Raw genomic sequence first — 14,287 nt, 5'->3', positions numbered from 1 at the left:
TCAAATAGAATATGAGTAATCATTACACACCTAAAGAAAGAGCAAGAAAGCTTCGCAGAGAAATGACTGAAGAAGAAAAGATTCTTTGGCAAAAATTAAGGAGAAGAAAATTTTTTGGATTAAAGTTTTTAAGACAACATCCGATCATTTATGACAGGAAAAACAATGTCCCTAAATATTTTATCCCGGATTTCTATTGTGCAGAAAAAAAGTTAATTATTGAAGTAGATGGAAGAATTTATGATTTTCAGAAAAAGAGAGATACAATTCGAGAAGAAATACTAAACGGAGCAGGATTGCAGCATATTTTGCGATTCAAGAATGAAGAGATCAATAGCGACTTGTACGGTGTGCTGAGGAAAATTAAAAAATTTATATGGGAAAACTCACCCTGATCCCGAGCACTCGGGATCGTCCCTCTCTTTGAAAAGAGAGGGAGTGAGGGAGAGTTCAAAATAAAATATGAGTATTAATAACACACCAAAAAGCAGAGCCAGAAAATTGCGCAGAGAAATGACTGAAGAAGAAAAGATTCTTTGGCAAAAATTGAGAGGGAGAAAATTTCTTGGATTAAAATTTTTGAGACAACACCCGATCATTTATGACAGGATAAACAATGTCCCTAAATATTTTATCCCGGATTTTTATTGTGCGGAAAAGAAGCTAATTATTGAAGTAGATGGGAAAATTCATGATTTTCAGAAAGAGAGAAATACAATTCGGGAAGAAATACTAAACGGAGCGGGAATGAGTATTTTGCGATTCAAGAATGAAGAGATCAATAACGATCTGTATGGTGTGCTGAGGAGAATTAAAGATTTTACATGGGATAACTCACCCTGATTACGACTTTGTCATAATCGTCCCTCTCTTTGAAAAGAGAGGGAATGAGGGAGAGTTCAATTTGCAACAAAAAAATAGTAATTTAAAACAATGTGGTACAAAATAAAAAACGAAGCTGACGTATTTACCCCGTCAGTTTTGATTTACCCGGATCGGATAGATGAAAACATTCGCCGGATGATAAAAATTGCCGGCGATGTTTCGCGCCTACGGCCTCATGTAAAAACACATAAGATGGCCGAGGTCGTCCAGCTTCAGGTGCAGCAGAAGATCACCAAATTTAAATGTGCCACACTCACCGAAATGGAAATGACTGCCGCCAACGGCGGAACAGATATTTTACTGGCTTACCCTCTTCTTGGGCCCGATATCAAAAAGTATTTCAGTATTGTAACTAAATTTCCCCAGGTAAAATTTTCTGTACTTGTTGATCATAAACAAACAGCTGCCGATTTAACGGAAGAAGCAAAAAAACAACAACAGAAGGTAAATGTTTTTATCGATATCGATAATGGCATGCATCGCACCGGAATTGAACCGGAGCCCGCCTTTCAGCTTGCACAAACAATCTCAAAAAAGCCTTGGTTAGAATTAACCGGATTACATATTTACGACGGGCACATTCATGTTTCGGATTTAAAAACGCGAGAGACAAAATGTGAAAATGATTTTAAGTCAGTAGACGAACTGATTCAAAAACTAAAAAATACAGGAATTGAAATGGGTGAACTCGCCTGTGGTGGAACATTTACTTTTCCCATTCATGCGAAATATAAAAACCGGACACTTTGCCCGGGAACACCAATTTTGTGGGACGCTGGCTATAAAAAGAACATACCCGATCTTGATTTTTTAAACGCAGCTGTTCTTGCCGGCCGCGTAATCAGTAAACCTTACGGAAAGGTTTGTTTTGACCTGGGGCACAAAGCCATGGCATCGGAAATGCCGCATCCGCGATTGGAATTTATGGATCTTCTGGTGAACGGTGTCGAAAACCAAAGTGAAGAACATCTGGTTCTTTCAACTCCAAATACTGAAAAGCTAAATCCCGGTGATTTTATTTATGCCATCCCCATCCATATTTGCCCCACCATTGCATTGCACGAACAGGTTTATGTAGTTGAAAACCGGAAGGCAGTGAAAACATGGGACGTTATTGCCCGAAAAAGAACTTTTAATTTTTAAAATCATGAGCAATTCAAGCGAAAATAAAATACTATGTTTTGATGCACACCTGGATATTTCGATGAACGCGATGGAATGGAACCGCGATCAGCGCTGGACGGTGCAGCAAATCCGTGAAAGCGAAAAAGGAATGACAGACAAACCCGATCGCGGAAGAAATACAGTTTCGTTTCCAGCTTTGCGGAAAGGGAAAATTGGTCTGGTAGTTGCCACACAAATCAGCCGGGTGGTAAAACCCGGAAGTCCGATACCCGGATGGTATTCACAGGAACAGGCCTGGGCGCAGACACAAGGACAGTTAGAGTGGTACCGCACCATGGAAGAAGCCGGGGAAATGAAACAAATCACCGATGCAAAATCGCTGGAAGAGAGTTTGAAACTCTGGGAAAACCCAAATGAGAAAACACCCGTTTGTTACGTTCTGAGTCTGGAAGGAGCGGATTCAATTATTTCAATGGAGCACCTGGTTCGGGCATACAATTATGGATTGCGCGCCATTGGCCCGGCGCATTACGGCCCGGGCATTTATGCCAACGGAACAGATTCTTCCGGGCGCTTAAATAAAAAAGGAATGGAACTACTCCAAACCATGGAAAAATTAAATATGATCCTGGATGCCACTCACCTGAATGATGACGCATTTTGGCATGCTTTGGAAATATACAACGGGCCGGTTTGGGCGAGCCACAATAATTGCCGGAAATTTGTTGAGCATAACCGCCAGTTTTCTGATGAAATGATTCTGGAATTGATCCGGCACAAAGCAGTAATCGGCATTGCGCTGGATGCCTGGATGATGGTTCCCAACTGGATTCGCGGGGAATCGACACCCAAAGCACGAAATGTAACCCTGGAAATTATGGCCGACAACATTGACCACATTTGCCAGCTGGCAGGCGACTCGTTGCATGCGGGCGTAGGCAGCGATTTGGACGGCGCTTATGGAACTGAGCAGTGCCCCTGGGATTTGGATACTATTGCCGACATTCAAAAACTGCCTGGCCTTTTAAAAAACAGGGGATACAAATCTGTCGACATCGAAAATATAATGCACGGGAATTTTATACGATTTCTGAAAGAATATTTTGGAGGAAAGCAGCTACTTGTATAACAAAAACAAAACTTTATGGCATCATCATCAAACGCAAAAAAACTAAAAACACTCTATGTTTCAACCCGAAAAGACTGGAGGAGGTGGCTGGAAAATAATTTCGACAAAGAGAAATCCATATGGTTGATATATCCGCATAAAGATTCCGGAAAGCCAAGAATCGTATATAACGACGCCGTTGAGGAAGCACTTTGTTTCGGCTGGATTGACAGCACCATAAAAACGTATGACAAAAACAGCAGCATGCAGCGGTTCACTCCCCGAAATCCCAAAAGCAGTTTTTCGCAACAAAATAAGGAGAGAATAAAGTGGCTGCTGGAAAACAATATGTTACATCCTTTGGTAACGGAAACCGCCAGAAAAATTCAGCAGGAAGAATTTATTTTTCCCGATGATATTTTAGAGCGCTTAAAATCCGACAAGACCGTATGGGAAAACTACAGCAGGTATTCTGATGCATACAAAAGAATTCGGATTGCCTATATTGATATCGCGCGAATACGCCCGGAAGAATTTGAAAAAAGGCTCAATAATTTTATCAAAAAAACAAAGGAGAACAAACAAATCGGGTTTGGTGGAATTGAAAAATATTTCTGATCACACCTGGTAATTGTTACAAACCCTCAAAATACCCATCCAGATAATCCAGGCGGTTTTTTGTCCAGTTTTGAATGTATTCCTGTTCTTCCTGCATGTTCAGATTCTGATTCCATATTTTATTTTCCATCTGAATAATATCTGAGGAAATCAGCTTATAAAAGGATGAATCAAAAGCAGCGTTCAAATTTACTTCGTTGAAGCTGTTCTGCCGCAGATAAAACCACCTGTTTTTCAATTTTGAAATAAAATTGCCGGGATTTGTCTCAAATAATCTTTGGAACAAACGATTCGACAACACTGAATTGTATCCCATTCGTGTCCCGTCGTAAACCAGCCCCCAACTGCCATCCAAATCCCACGGGATAATTGTAAAAGGGGCTTGTTTATTTTCTTTGTAGAGGAAAACGTTTTTCCCGGTGTTATCGATTGCAGATGTTAAATTCAAAAACAAGTAATAATCGATAAAATTATCAATGTCAATAAGTTCTAAAATATCATCTTTAAAACTTTCGTCGCTGGAATTGACCGCTACCTCGTATAGTTTATTCAAAGGTTCCCAGTTAATTTTTTCCTTATAATAGGGTATCTTTTGCTCCCACCCATTCCAGAATCGATTACTCGAAACTTTTGAATCGTATGTTTCGAACCGCGTAGCACCGTCTGCCCAATCATACGCTTTGTATAAAACAGCCTCGTTTCCGGCAGATAAAAATGCCTGATTTAAATTATCGGAGAAAATATACAATCCCCAAAACCTGTTATTCATAAACAACTCTACCGGCCGGGGCTGAATTCCGATATGTTTCGAATCATCATTTTCCTTCCCGTTTTTTAAGTCCTTCCATATTTCAAAAGAAACCATATTCCTGATGCGGGAAGGATCGACAATAGCACCATTCAGAATCCAGTCATTGTTTCGGCTAAAATTTAACAACGAAGTTAAATATTCACTCGTACTGTTCATGTTTTCCCACAAGGTAAATCCCATTGATTTTTTATCAAATCCACGCGAAAAAGTTCCGCGGTGTTCAATCCCTGCAAATGAAAAAAAATCAGTTGTTTCTTCCGGATCTGAAGTATGTATGCGGACCAGTGTTTTGGGTTCATCATAAATTTCAGAATCATAAATTACCTGAACAATCGGCGATGTTGTAAATACAAATTCAAACTCACGTGACTTATTCCCGTTTTTAATAACAACAATGTTGGTTGCGCCTGTTTCGATATCTCCCATCTGATTTACTTTGTTGTTCTGCAGCTTCAGGCCGTTAAAATACAATTCCGATTTTTCCTGAAATTCAACGAAAGGAGAAAAACCGGAAACCGAATCATTTGAAATGGAATATCGAATCAGATTTAATTCGGTATCAGCATAACAACTTTTACCATCGAGTTTGAGAAGCGGGGCAATTTGCAAATCAGATGTCGGCATCGTGTCAAAAACAATTTCGCTCCTATAACACCCCGTTACAAAAATCATTAAAAAATATATGATCCATTTCTTTCTCACTGGCTACAAACTGATTTTATATACAACTTTCAAAATAAAACAGGTACATGGATTTTTAGTGTTCAACTCATGATCAAGGCCGGCAGCCAAATCAAATTCACCAAAGCCGGTCAAAATATCATCACCGATAAAGATTCTGTATTTGTCAAAAAAAGGCTCTCTCGACTTTTTGCTTAACCTGAATATTTCTGCCGATGAATAAAAGCGGTGATTATCGTTTAACTCCCATCCGATTTTTATACGATTTCTGAAAGTTGTTTCGTAATAATGCAGATGAGGATCAAAAACTCCCGAGCCGTAAAATTCCTTTTGGTATTTAAACCGGTAATACAACTTGGTTTTGGGGCTGAGTTTTCCGTCGTAGCCCAAATAAAAATCGTACCGGTAGTCATTTTCAACAATGTCGTCGTAATGTCTGTTCTTTGTATAACGACCGGCTGCCCCCAGTGTAAAATTTTTGTTGATTTTGTACTCAAGTTCAAGTTCTGTAATGTAATCGTCAACTTGTGTAAAATCTTTAAACAACCGCAGATGCTGGCCTGCCGACAAATAAAGACCTTTAACTATCTTCTTTTCGAGTTTTACTTCTGTCCACAAATTTAAATCACGTACAGTCTTTTCTTCCTGTGCCGAAGAAAAAACATACAATAAAAGCAGGCAAAAAAGTAAGTTTAATTTTATGTTAAAGTGCCGGAAGCCAGGTTTCATATAAAACTAAAAAATAAATATGCTTACAAATATACCGAAAGAAAAAATCGTTACAAAAAACACTTTGTTGTTGTGTGTGTTTCTATTCTTTTAAGGTTAGCCGGTATACATTTGTCTCTCTTTTCTCAAAGCCTAGTTTCTGATACAGTTGATTTGCCGCCACCCGTTCGGGAGTAGATGTTAAGTTAATCTGGCTTATACCTTTGCCGGAAACAAATGCAATCGCGAATGCTGTCAGCTTTTTCCCAACTCCTTTTCCTCTTGCTGACTCATCTACAACCACATCCTCAATCCAGGCTTTATTACCGGTTGGAATTCTATTCAGAACCACCGTTAAAGTGCCAATAATATCTTCTTCTTCGGCTAAAAAAATCATGGTGTTATCTGAATTGATCAGTGCTTCAAGCTCAGATTTTGAAGGAATTGGGCTATCGGGCGAAAGTTGCGGAATTAACTTGCTAAAAGCGTTTACAATATCGTCGGTAATATGTGTTGCCTTATATATTTTCATGTGTTTTATTTACTTTTTCATTTTTTAGTTCCAACGCTGAATTTTAATTGACACATTCTCTTATAATTGTTTGTAAGCGCCTGATGCATTTTGTGTCAGCGAAGTTGGGCTTTTTTTAAACGCCCTGAAATTTTTAGAGCCGGTTTTTAATGCTTAATCCCAAAACAAAAATATCAAATCCATATGCATGATACAAGCATGGTTCTTCATAAACCGAACATCTAATACCCCAAATACCAAACTTTAGTTTATATTCTTTTGCCGGCAATGAATAAAACAAGTTGAATTTTATATTTTTACAAAAAAAGACAAGGCACCTGCAAGCTAAATCCTGTAAGCGTTGTAACGGAAAATGTTAACAAAAAAAGGAGTAATCATTTTGACTTTTGTTCTTATCCCGGATAATGTCAGAGTTAGTTTTACATTAAGACATAAAGCAGGTCAATATTAAATACTGCGATAAAACAAGCAAATATTGATATTTGAATATAAAATGATATTAAAACTACATTTGGATTCCATGAGTGACAGTAACAAATAAACAATGTAAACGAATGAAAAACAAAATTACAACTTTGGCAGTCATCCTGTTTGTGCTGGCAGGCTGCAGGCAATCCGGAACACAGGATGATCTTGTCTCAATTGATCCAACAGCAACTTATCCTGAGAAGGAGCTGATTCTTCAGGATTTTATGGATGTAGAATACATCCCGTTGGAAACGAATGATGAATTTGTTACTCAGGGGGTTGTAATGGCAATAGGCAAGCAATTTATATTAACAAAAAACTGGAGCAACGATGGGAATATCTTTGTTTTTGACAGAAAAACCGGTAAAGCATTAAGAAAGATAAACAGAATGGGCAAAGGTCCTGAAGAATATGGTCATTTAACTGATATTGTTCTGGATGAAGAGAACAATCAACTATTTATCAATTGTTTTTCAACGAAAAAGATATTGGTGTATGACTTGTTTGGCAACTTCAAACGAAGTTTTAACCATGCGGAAAACATCAGGTATGTAAATGTATTCAATTATGATACGGACAATCTGATTTGTTACAACGAGCTGACGTTATACAAAGATGGCGAGAACAAAGGGAATGATTCTTTCCATATGATTATATCAAAACAAGATGGGAGTGTTACCCGGAATATTTCAATTCCTTTTGATGTGATTAAAACACCGGCGGTACAGGAAGGAGATGGGTTTGCAGCAACTTTTGTGCCCCCGTTAATTCCATATCAGAACAATTGGCTGCTTGTTGAAACATCCTCTGATACCGTTTATAACTATATTTCCAAAGAAGATAAACTAATTCCCTTTCTTGTTAAAAAAACCACTACAAATCCGGAAATATTTCTTACGATGGGGACCCTTACTGACCGTTTTTATTTTATGAAAACCGTAAAAAGAATATTTGACTTCACTACCGGGAGAGGATTTCCGGTTAACAATTTAATGTACGACAGGCAGGAAAATGCTGTATTCAAACCGGCTGTACTCAATGGAGATTTTATTAAAAGAAAAACAGCGGATATGACATCACACCCGTTGAATAGTGAAATTGCGGCCTTCCAAAATCTGGAAGCCTTCCAACTTGCTGAAGCTTATAAAAATGATAAACTAAAGGGCAAATTAAAGGAAATTGCAGCTGGCCTGAACGAGGAATCAAATCCTGTAATCATGCTGATGAAATATAAGAAATAAAGCAGGGACGAAGTAAAAAGAAGCGTTTCGTTCAAACCAGTAATTTGTTTTATTCGGTTTTGTCTTTTTACTGGCTTGTATTACAAACCTTTTTTAAACATGCTATACATTAAAATCCTTGTCGTTTAGGTCAATCTGCTCTTTAACAAATTGAATATAACGCATTTTTTTAAAATCAAACCATTGTCGCCGGAATACGCCTGAGTGATCAATTTGCCACTTAAAGTTTCGAAAAGGTTTGGGTCTGTTTAATGCATTTATTAGTCTGTCCTGCAATTTCAAGTCATCAATACGCTCCGCAAAGTCTGCCATTATTTTAAATGAATCGTGGGTATCAAAACGATCAAATTCAAAATAATCCCCCCAATTCTCATCAATCTCATTTAAATCCTCCTGCCATGGTTCTTTATCGGCATCAAGCCAGCTGTCAAAATTAAGAATTGTCTTTATCTCTCCTGATTTGAGATGATAAAAACATCTCATTCCTGAATCCAAATTGTCAGCAATTTCTTCTATCTGTTTATCAGTCGGTTTCATTTATACACGGTACTTTTGTTCAACTTGCATGTGACGGCAATATCTCTAAAAATTAAGTTCCTTAGATTTCTATATTTGATCTTTCTAAAGTCAGCTATCCAAATCATTCTTTCATGGAAAGAGGTTTTTAGACAGTCTGACGGTTGGTACATGTTATCGGGGTGGATTTCGGAATGTGTTCCTGTCCGTCAGAACTGAACGGCGATGCGAGAATCCGCAATTGGCGTACTACCGAACCCGTTATTTCTTATACCACGTGCTACCACCAGTTTTTATTTTTCATTTTCAATTATTACCAATCTTGGGTATTTTTCCCTAATATTTTTATGCCCAATTTCACTATCTATTTCATTAAATAAACAACCAACAGTTTCAAGAGAATATTTATCTCTTAATGAGTCAATTGTTGAATAAACTACATTTTTTACTTCGATGTATTCTTGAACACTCATTCCATTTTTTAACAGTAGTTTTATAAAAGTGTACTCAGCACTCTCCATTTTTGCACTAATACTATTTGAATTTATATTGTCTTTGGTATTAATTTGAAAATTATGTTTGTCGATGAATTTAAGATGTATTGAATCGTTTGCAAAAAATACATAGTCAAAGAATGAAAAATATTGAGAACCGTATCTTTTATGTTGTTTAAATGATGGCTTAACTACAAAAGCAATCTCCCGAAACAAACCTGTTGTTTTCCTAAGAATTGGTTCCAACCTTTTAACTTCAAAATCTTTATCAACAAATAATCTCAAGGTTACAAGAGGTTTTTCGACCTCGTCAAACTTGTCAAGAGCAGATTGAAAATCGTTTTTAATACTCCCAATATCAGTTTGATTTTCATCTAGTTCCAGCTCTAAGGAATCGTTCTTTGTTTCAACAAGAAGAGTAACAACAAGATTTTGCTTTGCAATAAATTGAGGATTTTCGAAATAAGGTACGTTTATTTGAAAACCTTTGGAATTAATATAAAAGTCAGTCGCATTGTTAAAGGAAGTTTGTTTAAATCTCATCAACGTGTCTCCCACAAATAATTCTAAACCGTCGGAGTGGAAGTTATATTCAAAGATAATTATTGAATCTTTAATGTTTATTGGAGACAAAATGATTTGATTTTTTCCCTGAAACAAATAGGTGAAAGTATCGATGCCTAAGATATTCTCAAAAATTAAAGTGTCACTTTTAATATAAATTAAATGATCCAGTTCTTCAGTTGAGAAATAGTATCCATCATTTAGATTGTTTTTCTCAGAACAGGATATTAGTCCGAAACAACTGATTAAAAATAATATTGATAGTATTTGCTTCATCTTCAAAATAGTTGGTAACAGTTAATACATGTTGTCGGAGGGATTTTGAAAAAGAAATTCAGCCAGCCCCTAAAAAAATGAGCGAAAGGTCTGACTTATCAGTCACGTCCTGTCAAGCGCTACGCTGCCTAATCGGGATATAAATCCTAATAATCAAACCATTACCTGCAAACTACTCAAAAAAATGTTGTGATCTGCGCTCAATTTTTGATGAATCTTGATGTGCCCATAATAATCCCGTCATTATCCTTCAATTTTGCAATATAAGTACCAACAGGAAAATCAGAAATATCAATTGTTATTTTTGTGAGCAAAACATCGTTGTAATATAGTTTTTTACCTTGAACATCGAAAACCTCAAGCACAGTTGCTTTTCTCCCGAAATCTTCAAAATCAATATTTATTAAATTTTGGGATGGATTTGGATAAATTACAAATGAATTAATTGATTCTGTTGTCATTGTAGATGAAGTATTATCCGATACTTCGTTTTTAAAGATAAATGCAACAAATTCACCATCATTGTCACTAAAAATATACTCATTTACGATAAGGAACAACTCACCAGACACATTTGCATCAAAAGTAATTTCTTCTCCAACTAAAAACGGAGTACCACTTTCTCCAATTTTTCCTAATAGAGCAACTTGAGGAAAATCTTCACTTACATAACTTGATTTTCCAAGAACTCCCAAACCCGTAGGATTACAATAATTAATGTTTGAGTTATATTTTACGAAACCATTTGCAACAATAGAAATTTTATCTCCTGAGGCAATATGATATCCAGACGCAGTCCAAGAACTATTTGTACCCTCAACTTCAACTTTGTCTGTATAATGCAAATAAGACTTTTTGAAAATATCCTGGGAATAAGAAATAATTGTCATTAAGGAAAGTCCAATAATAAATGTAATTTTTTTCATGATAATTTAAATTTAAAAGTTAGTATTTAATGTAAGTATAATGATCTTATTGGATCGGATCGGTTCCACCAACTTAACTACAGTACGCAAAGGACTAAAAAAATGCCGATTCTTTACTTCCCGGCACACTATGTTGCGGAGCGGAATCGGAGAGCGTTCACGTCCGGACCGAGCTGCGATGGGAGAATCCAGCAAGGACATAGCACGAATCCCGCAAGGCAATTTGCAATTTCGGGTGGATAGACCAACTTTTTTGAGATATATGTTTTCAGAAAGGCCATGGATAATCATCTTAAGAAGTGTTTTGGAACGATTCATTTTGAGGTGGGTTTATGGGTGGCACAACAGGTTTAGTTCATGAGTTACTGATTTTTTGTGCATTAAAAATAACAATCATTTATTTCAAAACCAAGGAGTTTCTTCCTGTTCCGCAAAATTTGGCACGGGGGATGCTTATTTTGTAGAAAACTGTTCAATGTGCCGTCATTAGCGGATTTTGAAAGCTTCGGAAAGAGGGATAGGACGATGCTATCCTGCATAAAAAGAAGTGTGTAAAATGGAATTGGGACGGAGCAAAGGAGATATCACCGATGCTGCAAAAACAAATTACAAACAAGTGAGACCATTACCTACTTTTCACTCATCGAAGGCGGTTTTTCTGCCAGACTACTCCCCCATTTTTTATTCGGCTGCGGTCCCATTTCAAAAACCAGGGTACCTCCCTGCACAATGTCTTCGTGCGAAATCCAGGCATTGTTATAACTTTCGCCATTTAGCGTAGCCGACTGGATGTAAAAATTCTCGTCTGAAACATTACGGGCTTTAACTGTAAATTTATTCCCGTTATAAAATTCACCTAAATCCAAGGTCAATTCTTCAAACAAAGGAGTTCCCATGGCAAAAACATTTTGCCCCGGTGCCACAGGGTAAAATCCCATGGCACTAAAAATATACCACGCCGACATTTGTCCCATGTCGTCGTTGCCGCACAATCCGTCGGGCGCTGCCAGGTATTTTTGTTTCATAATCTGATGAACCCATTTTTGCGTTTTCCAGGGTTCGCCGGCATAATTATACAAATAAGCCACATGATGCCCGGGCTCGTTTCCATGCACATACTGCCCGATTTTACTGTAAAGCGGCGCGTATTCCGGACCGGTTTCATCGGGTGTCATTGTAAAAAGTGTATCCAGTTTATTTACAAAATTCTCTTCTCCGCCCATTAAATTTATCAAACCCTGCACATCGTGAGGCACATGCCACAAATACTGCCAGGCATTTGATTCCGTATAATAGCGACTTGGACTTACACCTACCCAAAGCGGATCAAAACAACTGTAGTATTGGTTTTCTCTGGTGCGAATAATTTCAGGGGCTTCTGTGCACATCACAAGCCACGAGCCATCGACTTTTTTCGGGCGCATAAAACCAGTTGATTTGTCATATAAATTCTCGTAACTGCGTGCTCTTTCTGAAAACAACTGAACATCACCGGTTTTACCCAAAGCTTTGGCCATTTCCGCGAGGCACCAGTCATCGTAAGCATATTCCATCGTAACCGAAACCGACTCGCGAACTCTGTCCACCGGAGTATAACCAAGGTTCACATAGTATTCCAGGCCCGTTCGGCTGCTCTCTTTCTCTCCCGGCTCCGTTGCATTTTTCCGCATCGCTTCATAAGCTTTTTCAACATCATAATCGCGAATCCCCTTCATATAAGAGTCCGTAATTACTGAAGTTGCATGATCGCCAATCATCACCTTCATGTAATAATTTTTGTAACTCACATACAAAGGAAGCCGTCCGCCCTGATCGTACATTTCCAAAAGCGTACGAATCATTTCATTTTGTTTTTCCGGTTCAAGATAAGCCAACAGGGGATGCTCTGCACGATAGGTATCCCAAAGCGAAAAATCGACATAATAATCGCCACCCTCCATTTTATGCACCGAATTATCAAAGTGACTGTAATATTTGCCATCCGCATCCGAAAAGGTTCGCGGAAACATCAGCGCATGATAAACAGAGGTATAAAGACTGGTTTTCTGATCTTCCGTGCCTCCCTGAACTTCTATTTTATGAAGCTTTTTATTCCAAGTGTCATTTGCTTCTTCCCTGACCTGGTCAAAACTCCAGTGTGGTATTTCGGCTTCCAGATTCTTTTTGGCTCCTTCTATACTAACAAAAGAAATCCCCACTTTTAGTAAAACCTGCTCGTTTTGGGTTGTTGAATAATTGACAAAAGCGCCAACACCCTTGTCGCCTGAAATTTCATTTAGGTTGTGGTAAATATTTTCTTCGCTCCATGTTCCGAATGAAGTGAATGGTTTGTTAAACTCCGCAAAAAAGTAACAGGTGAGCGGGCGAGTATAATTACCTTCCATGTCTCCGGTTACGTAACCTTCCATTTGGGTTTCGTTCAGGATTTCAACAGAAGCATCACGACCGGGGGTAATCGAATGGGTTACATCAATGATGATATGACCTTGGCCGGTTTCAGGAAAAGTATACCGGTGAAAGCCGGCACGTTTGGTTGCAGTCAGTTCCGCTTTGATGTTGTAGTCCTTCAGATTAACGGCATAATACCCCGGACTGGCTTCTTCTTCATCGTGACGGTAATCAGATTCATATCCTTTGATCTTTTTAAAAATATCGTAGCCCTGCTTTTCCAATTCGTCCAACACTTTTTGTTTTTCGTTCTGAAAAAGCGCATTATATTTTTGTTCTCTTTCCTGAGACGACATTTGCTCTATTTCCTGCTGTTCCGCAACGGAAAGATTATCCAATATCTCTTCAGCATTTTGCCGCGCTAATCTGTCGGGGTCTTTTTTTACTCCCGGAAAAACTTTTAACTCACCCACAGTGGGCATAACCAAAAAATTGTTGTAGTTGGTCAGCGTATACGGGCCTGTTCCGCTCAGGTGGGTATGGCTAAACCCCAAAATTGATTCCTCTGCATAATTGTATGCCTTTACTCCTTTGTAACCGTTGTCGGGGCTCAGTTGCACCATCCCAAATGGCAGACATGCCCCGGGAAAGGTATGTCCCTCTTTGTGTGTCCCGATAAAAGGATTGACATAAACAGTTAAATCTTCAATACCGTTTTGGTTTTTATCAGAGATACTCTGGCATCCAAATGCAATTAGCAGTGTTATAGCTGCAACCGTTGTTTTAGTTTTAGTTGAAATACTCATTATGATTTACATCTCGTTAGTTTACATTTAATTCGTAATGGTTTCTGAATGAACTTCAAGATAAATATAAGTTTCAAGCTGTAAAAGTTTTGTTAACAGATTTCTTCCCGACAGCGGGACAAAATCTCTTTATTTTCCTC

Annotated in this window: 13 protein-coding genes; 6 read left to right on the top strand and 7 right to left on the bottom strand. The window is 38.0% G+C overall.

Annotation, left to right across the window (positions count from 1 at the left end; all coding sequences use genetic code 11):
- Window positions 1-11: 11 nt before the first annotated feature.
- From GM418_RS14855 to GM418_RS14835, 5 genes are all read left to right on the top strand, one after another.
- The gene (locus GM418_RS14855; protein WP_158867652.1) at window positions 12-395 is read left to right on the top strand and encodes an endonuclease domain-containing protein; all 384 of its coding nucleotides are present in this window, start codon (window positions 12-14) and stop codon (window positions 393-395) included.
- 67 nt (window positions 396-462) lie between these two features.
- A complete protein-coding gene (locus GM418_RS14850) occupies window positions 463-843 on the top strand; it encodes an endonuclease domain-containing protein (protein ID WP_158867650.1) in 381 nt (126 codons plus the stop codon).
- A 90-nt stretch (window positions 844-933) separates the two neighbouring features.
- Window positions 934-2,028, top strand: a complete 1,095-nt coding sequence (locus tag GM418_RS14845) for a D-TA family PLP-dependent enzyme (RefSeq protein ID WP_158867648.1) — start codon at window positions 934-936, stop codon at window positions 2,026-2,028.
- Window positions 2,029-2,032: 4 nt separating this feature from the next.
- The gene (locus GM418_RS14840) at window positions 2,033-3,139 is read left to right on the top strand and encodes a dipeptidase (protein WP_158867646.1); all 1,107 of its coding nucleotides are present in this window, start codon (window positions 2,033-2,035) and stop codon (window positions 3,137-3,139) included.
- A 15-nt stretch (window positions 3,140-3,154) separates the two neighbouring features.
- Window positions 3,155-3,736, top strand: coding sequence for a YdeI/OmpD-associated family protein (locus GM418_RS14835; protein ID WP_158867644.1), 582 nt, complete (start codon window positions 3,155-3,157; stop codon window positions 3,734-3,736).
- Between the two features lie 16 nt (window positions 3,737-3,752).
- Here the strand turns inward: GM418_RS14835 and GM418_RS14830 are convergent, their stop codons facing one another.
- From GM418_RS14830 to GM418_RS14820, 3 genes are all read right to left on the bottom strand, one after another.
- Window positions 3,753-5,171 (bottom strand): CotH kinase family protein, encoded by a 1,419-nt coding sequence (locus tag GM418_RS14830; RefSeq protein ID WP_217447797.1) that lies wholly within the window; start codon window positions 5,169-5,171, stop codon window positions 3,753-3,755.
- Between the two features lie 81 nt (window positions 5,172-5,252).
- Window positions 5,253-5,957, bottom strand: a complete 705-nt coding sequence (locus tag GM418_RS14825; RefSeq protein ID WP_158867640.1) for a DUF2490 domain-containing protein — start codon at window positions 5,955-5,957, stop codon at window positions 5,253-5,255.
- Window positions 5,958-6,039: 82 nt separating this feature from the next.
- A complete protein-coding gene (locus GM418_RS14820) occupies window positions 6,040-6,468 on the bottom strand; it encodes a GNAT family N-acetyltransferase (protein WP_158867638.1) in 429 nt (142 codons plus the stop codon).
- A 554-nt stretch (window positions 6,469-7,022) separates the two neighbouring features.
- Here GM418_RS14820 and GM418_RS14815 point away from each other — a divergent pair.
- A complete protein-coding gene (locus tag GM418_RS14815; RefSeq protein WP_158867636.1) occupies window positions 7,023-8,177 on the top strand; it encodes a 6-bladed beta-propeller in 1,155 nt (384 codons plus the stop codon).
- Between the two features lie 102 nt (window positions 8,178-8,279).
- On the opposite strand, the gene GM418_RS14810 is transcribed toward GM418_RS14815, so the two are convergent.
- The 4 genes from GM418_RS14810 to GM418_RS14795 all read right to left on the bottom strand — a co-directional run bounded on the left by GM418_RS14810 (window position 8,280) and on the right by GM418_RS14795 (window position 14,147).
- Entirely contained in the window at window positions 8,280-8,714 is a 435-nt protein-coding gene (locus GM418_RS14810) for a UPF0158 family protein (RefSeq protein ID WP_158867634.1), read from the bottom strand.
- Window positions 8,715-8,986: 272 nt separating this feature from the next.
- Window positions 8,987-10,027, bottom strand: coding sequence for a hypothetical protein (locus GM418_RS14805; RefSeq protein WP_158867632.1), 1,041 nt, complete (start codon window positions 10,025-10,027; stop codon window positions 8,987-8,989).
- A 200-nt stretch (window positions 10,028-10,227) separates the two neighbouring features.
- Window positions 10,228-10,953 carry a LecA/PA-IL family lectin gene (locus tag GM418_RS14800; protein ID WP_158867630.1) on the bottom strand — a complete coding sequence of 242 codons (726 nt, stop codon included), beginning with the start codon at window positions 10,951-10,953 and terminating at the stop codon, window positions 10,228-10,230.
- Window positions 10,954-11,582: 629 nt separating this feature from the next.
- On the bottom strand, window positions 11,583-14,147 hold the full coding sequence (locus GM418_RS14795; RefSeq protein WP_158867628.1) for a GH92 family glycosyl hydrolase: 2,565 nt from the start codon (window positions 14,145-14,147) through the stop codon (window positions 11,583-11,585).
- Window positions 14,148-14,287: the final 140 nt, after the last annotated feature.

It is taken from the genome of Maribellus comscasis (assembly GCF_009762775.1).
GTDB lineage: Bacteria > Bacteroidota > Bacteroidia > Bacteroidales > Prolixibacteraceae > Draconibacterium > Draconibacterium comscasis.
The sequence above is the reverse complement of the archived record's forward strand: the minus strand, read 5'-3'. Positions and strand labels throughout refer to the sequence as shown.

What these genes read in the sequence shown, in the direction of transcription:
- GM418_RS14855 (WP_158867652.1), top strand. Translation starts at nt 12, where the DNA reads ATGAGTAATCATTACACACCTAAAGAAAGAGCAAGAAAGCTTCGCAGA.
- GM418_RS14850 (WP_158867650.1), top strand. Translation starts at nt 463, where the DNA reads ATGAGTATTAATAACACACCAAAAAGCAGAGCCAGAAAATTGCGCAGA.
- GM418_RS14845 (WP_158867648.1), top strand. Translation starts at nt 934, where the DNA reads ATGTGGTACAAAATAAAAAACGAAGCTGACGTATTTACCCCGTCAGTT.
- GM418_RS14840 (WP_158867646.1), top strand. Translation starts at nt 2,033, where the DNA reads ATGAGCAATTCAAGCGAAAATAAAATACTATGTTTTGATGCACACCTG.
- GM418_RS14835 (WP_158867644.1), top strand. Translation starts at nt 3,155, where the DNA reads ATGGCATCATCATCAAACGCAAAAAAACTAAAAACACTCTATGTTTCA.
- GM418_RS14830 (WP_217447797.1), bottom strand. Translation starts at nt 5,171, where the DNA reads ATGCCGACATCTGATTTGCAAATTGCCCCGCTTCTCAAACTCGATGGT.
- GM418_RS14825 (WP_158867640.1), bottom strand. Translation starts at nt 5,957, where the DNA reads ATGAAACCTGGCTTCCGGCACTTTAACATAAAATTAAACTTACTTTTT.
- GM418_RS14820 (WP_158867638.1), bottom strand. Translation starts at nt 6,468, where the DNA reads ATGAAAATATATAAGGCAACACATATTACCGACGATATTGTAAACGCT.
- GM418_RS14815 (WP_158867636.1), top strand. Translation starts at nt 7,023, where the DNA reads ATGAAAAACAAAATTACAACTTTGGCAGTCATCCTGTTTGTGCTGGCA.
- GM418_RS14810 (WP_158867634.1), bottom strand. Translation starts at nt 8,714, where the DNA reads ATGAAACCGACTGATAAACAGATAGAAGAAATTGCTGACAATTTGGAT.
- GM418_RS14805 (WP_158867632.1), bottom strand. Translation starts at nt 10,027, where the DNA reads ATGAAGCAAATACTATCAATATTATTTTTAATCAGTTGTTTCGGACTA.
- GM418_RS14800 (WP_158867630.1), bottom strand. Translation starts at nt 10,953, where the DNA reads ATGAAAAAAATTACATTTATTATTGGACTTTCCTTAATGACAATTATT.
- GM418_RS14795 (WP_158867628.1), bottom strand. Translation starts at nt 14,147, where the DNA reads ATGAGTATTTCAACTAAAACTAAAACAACGGTTGCAGCTATAACACTG.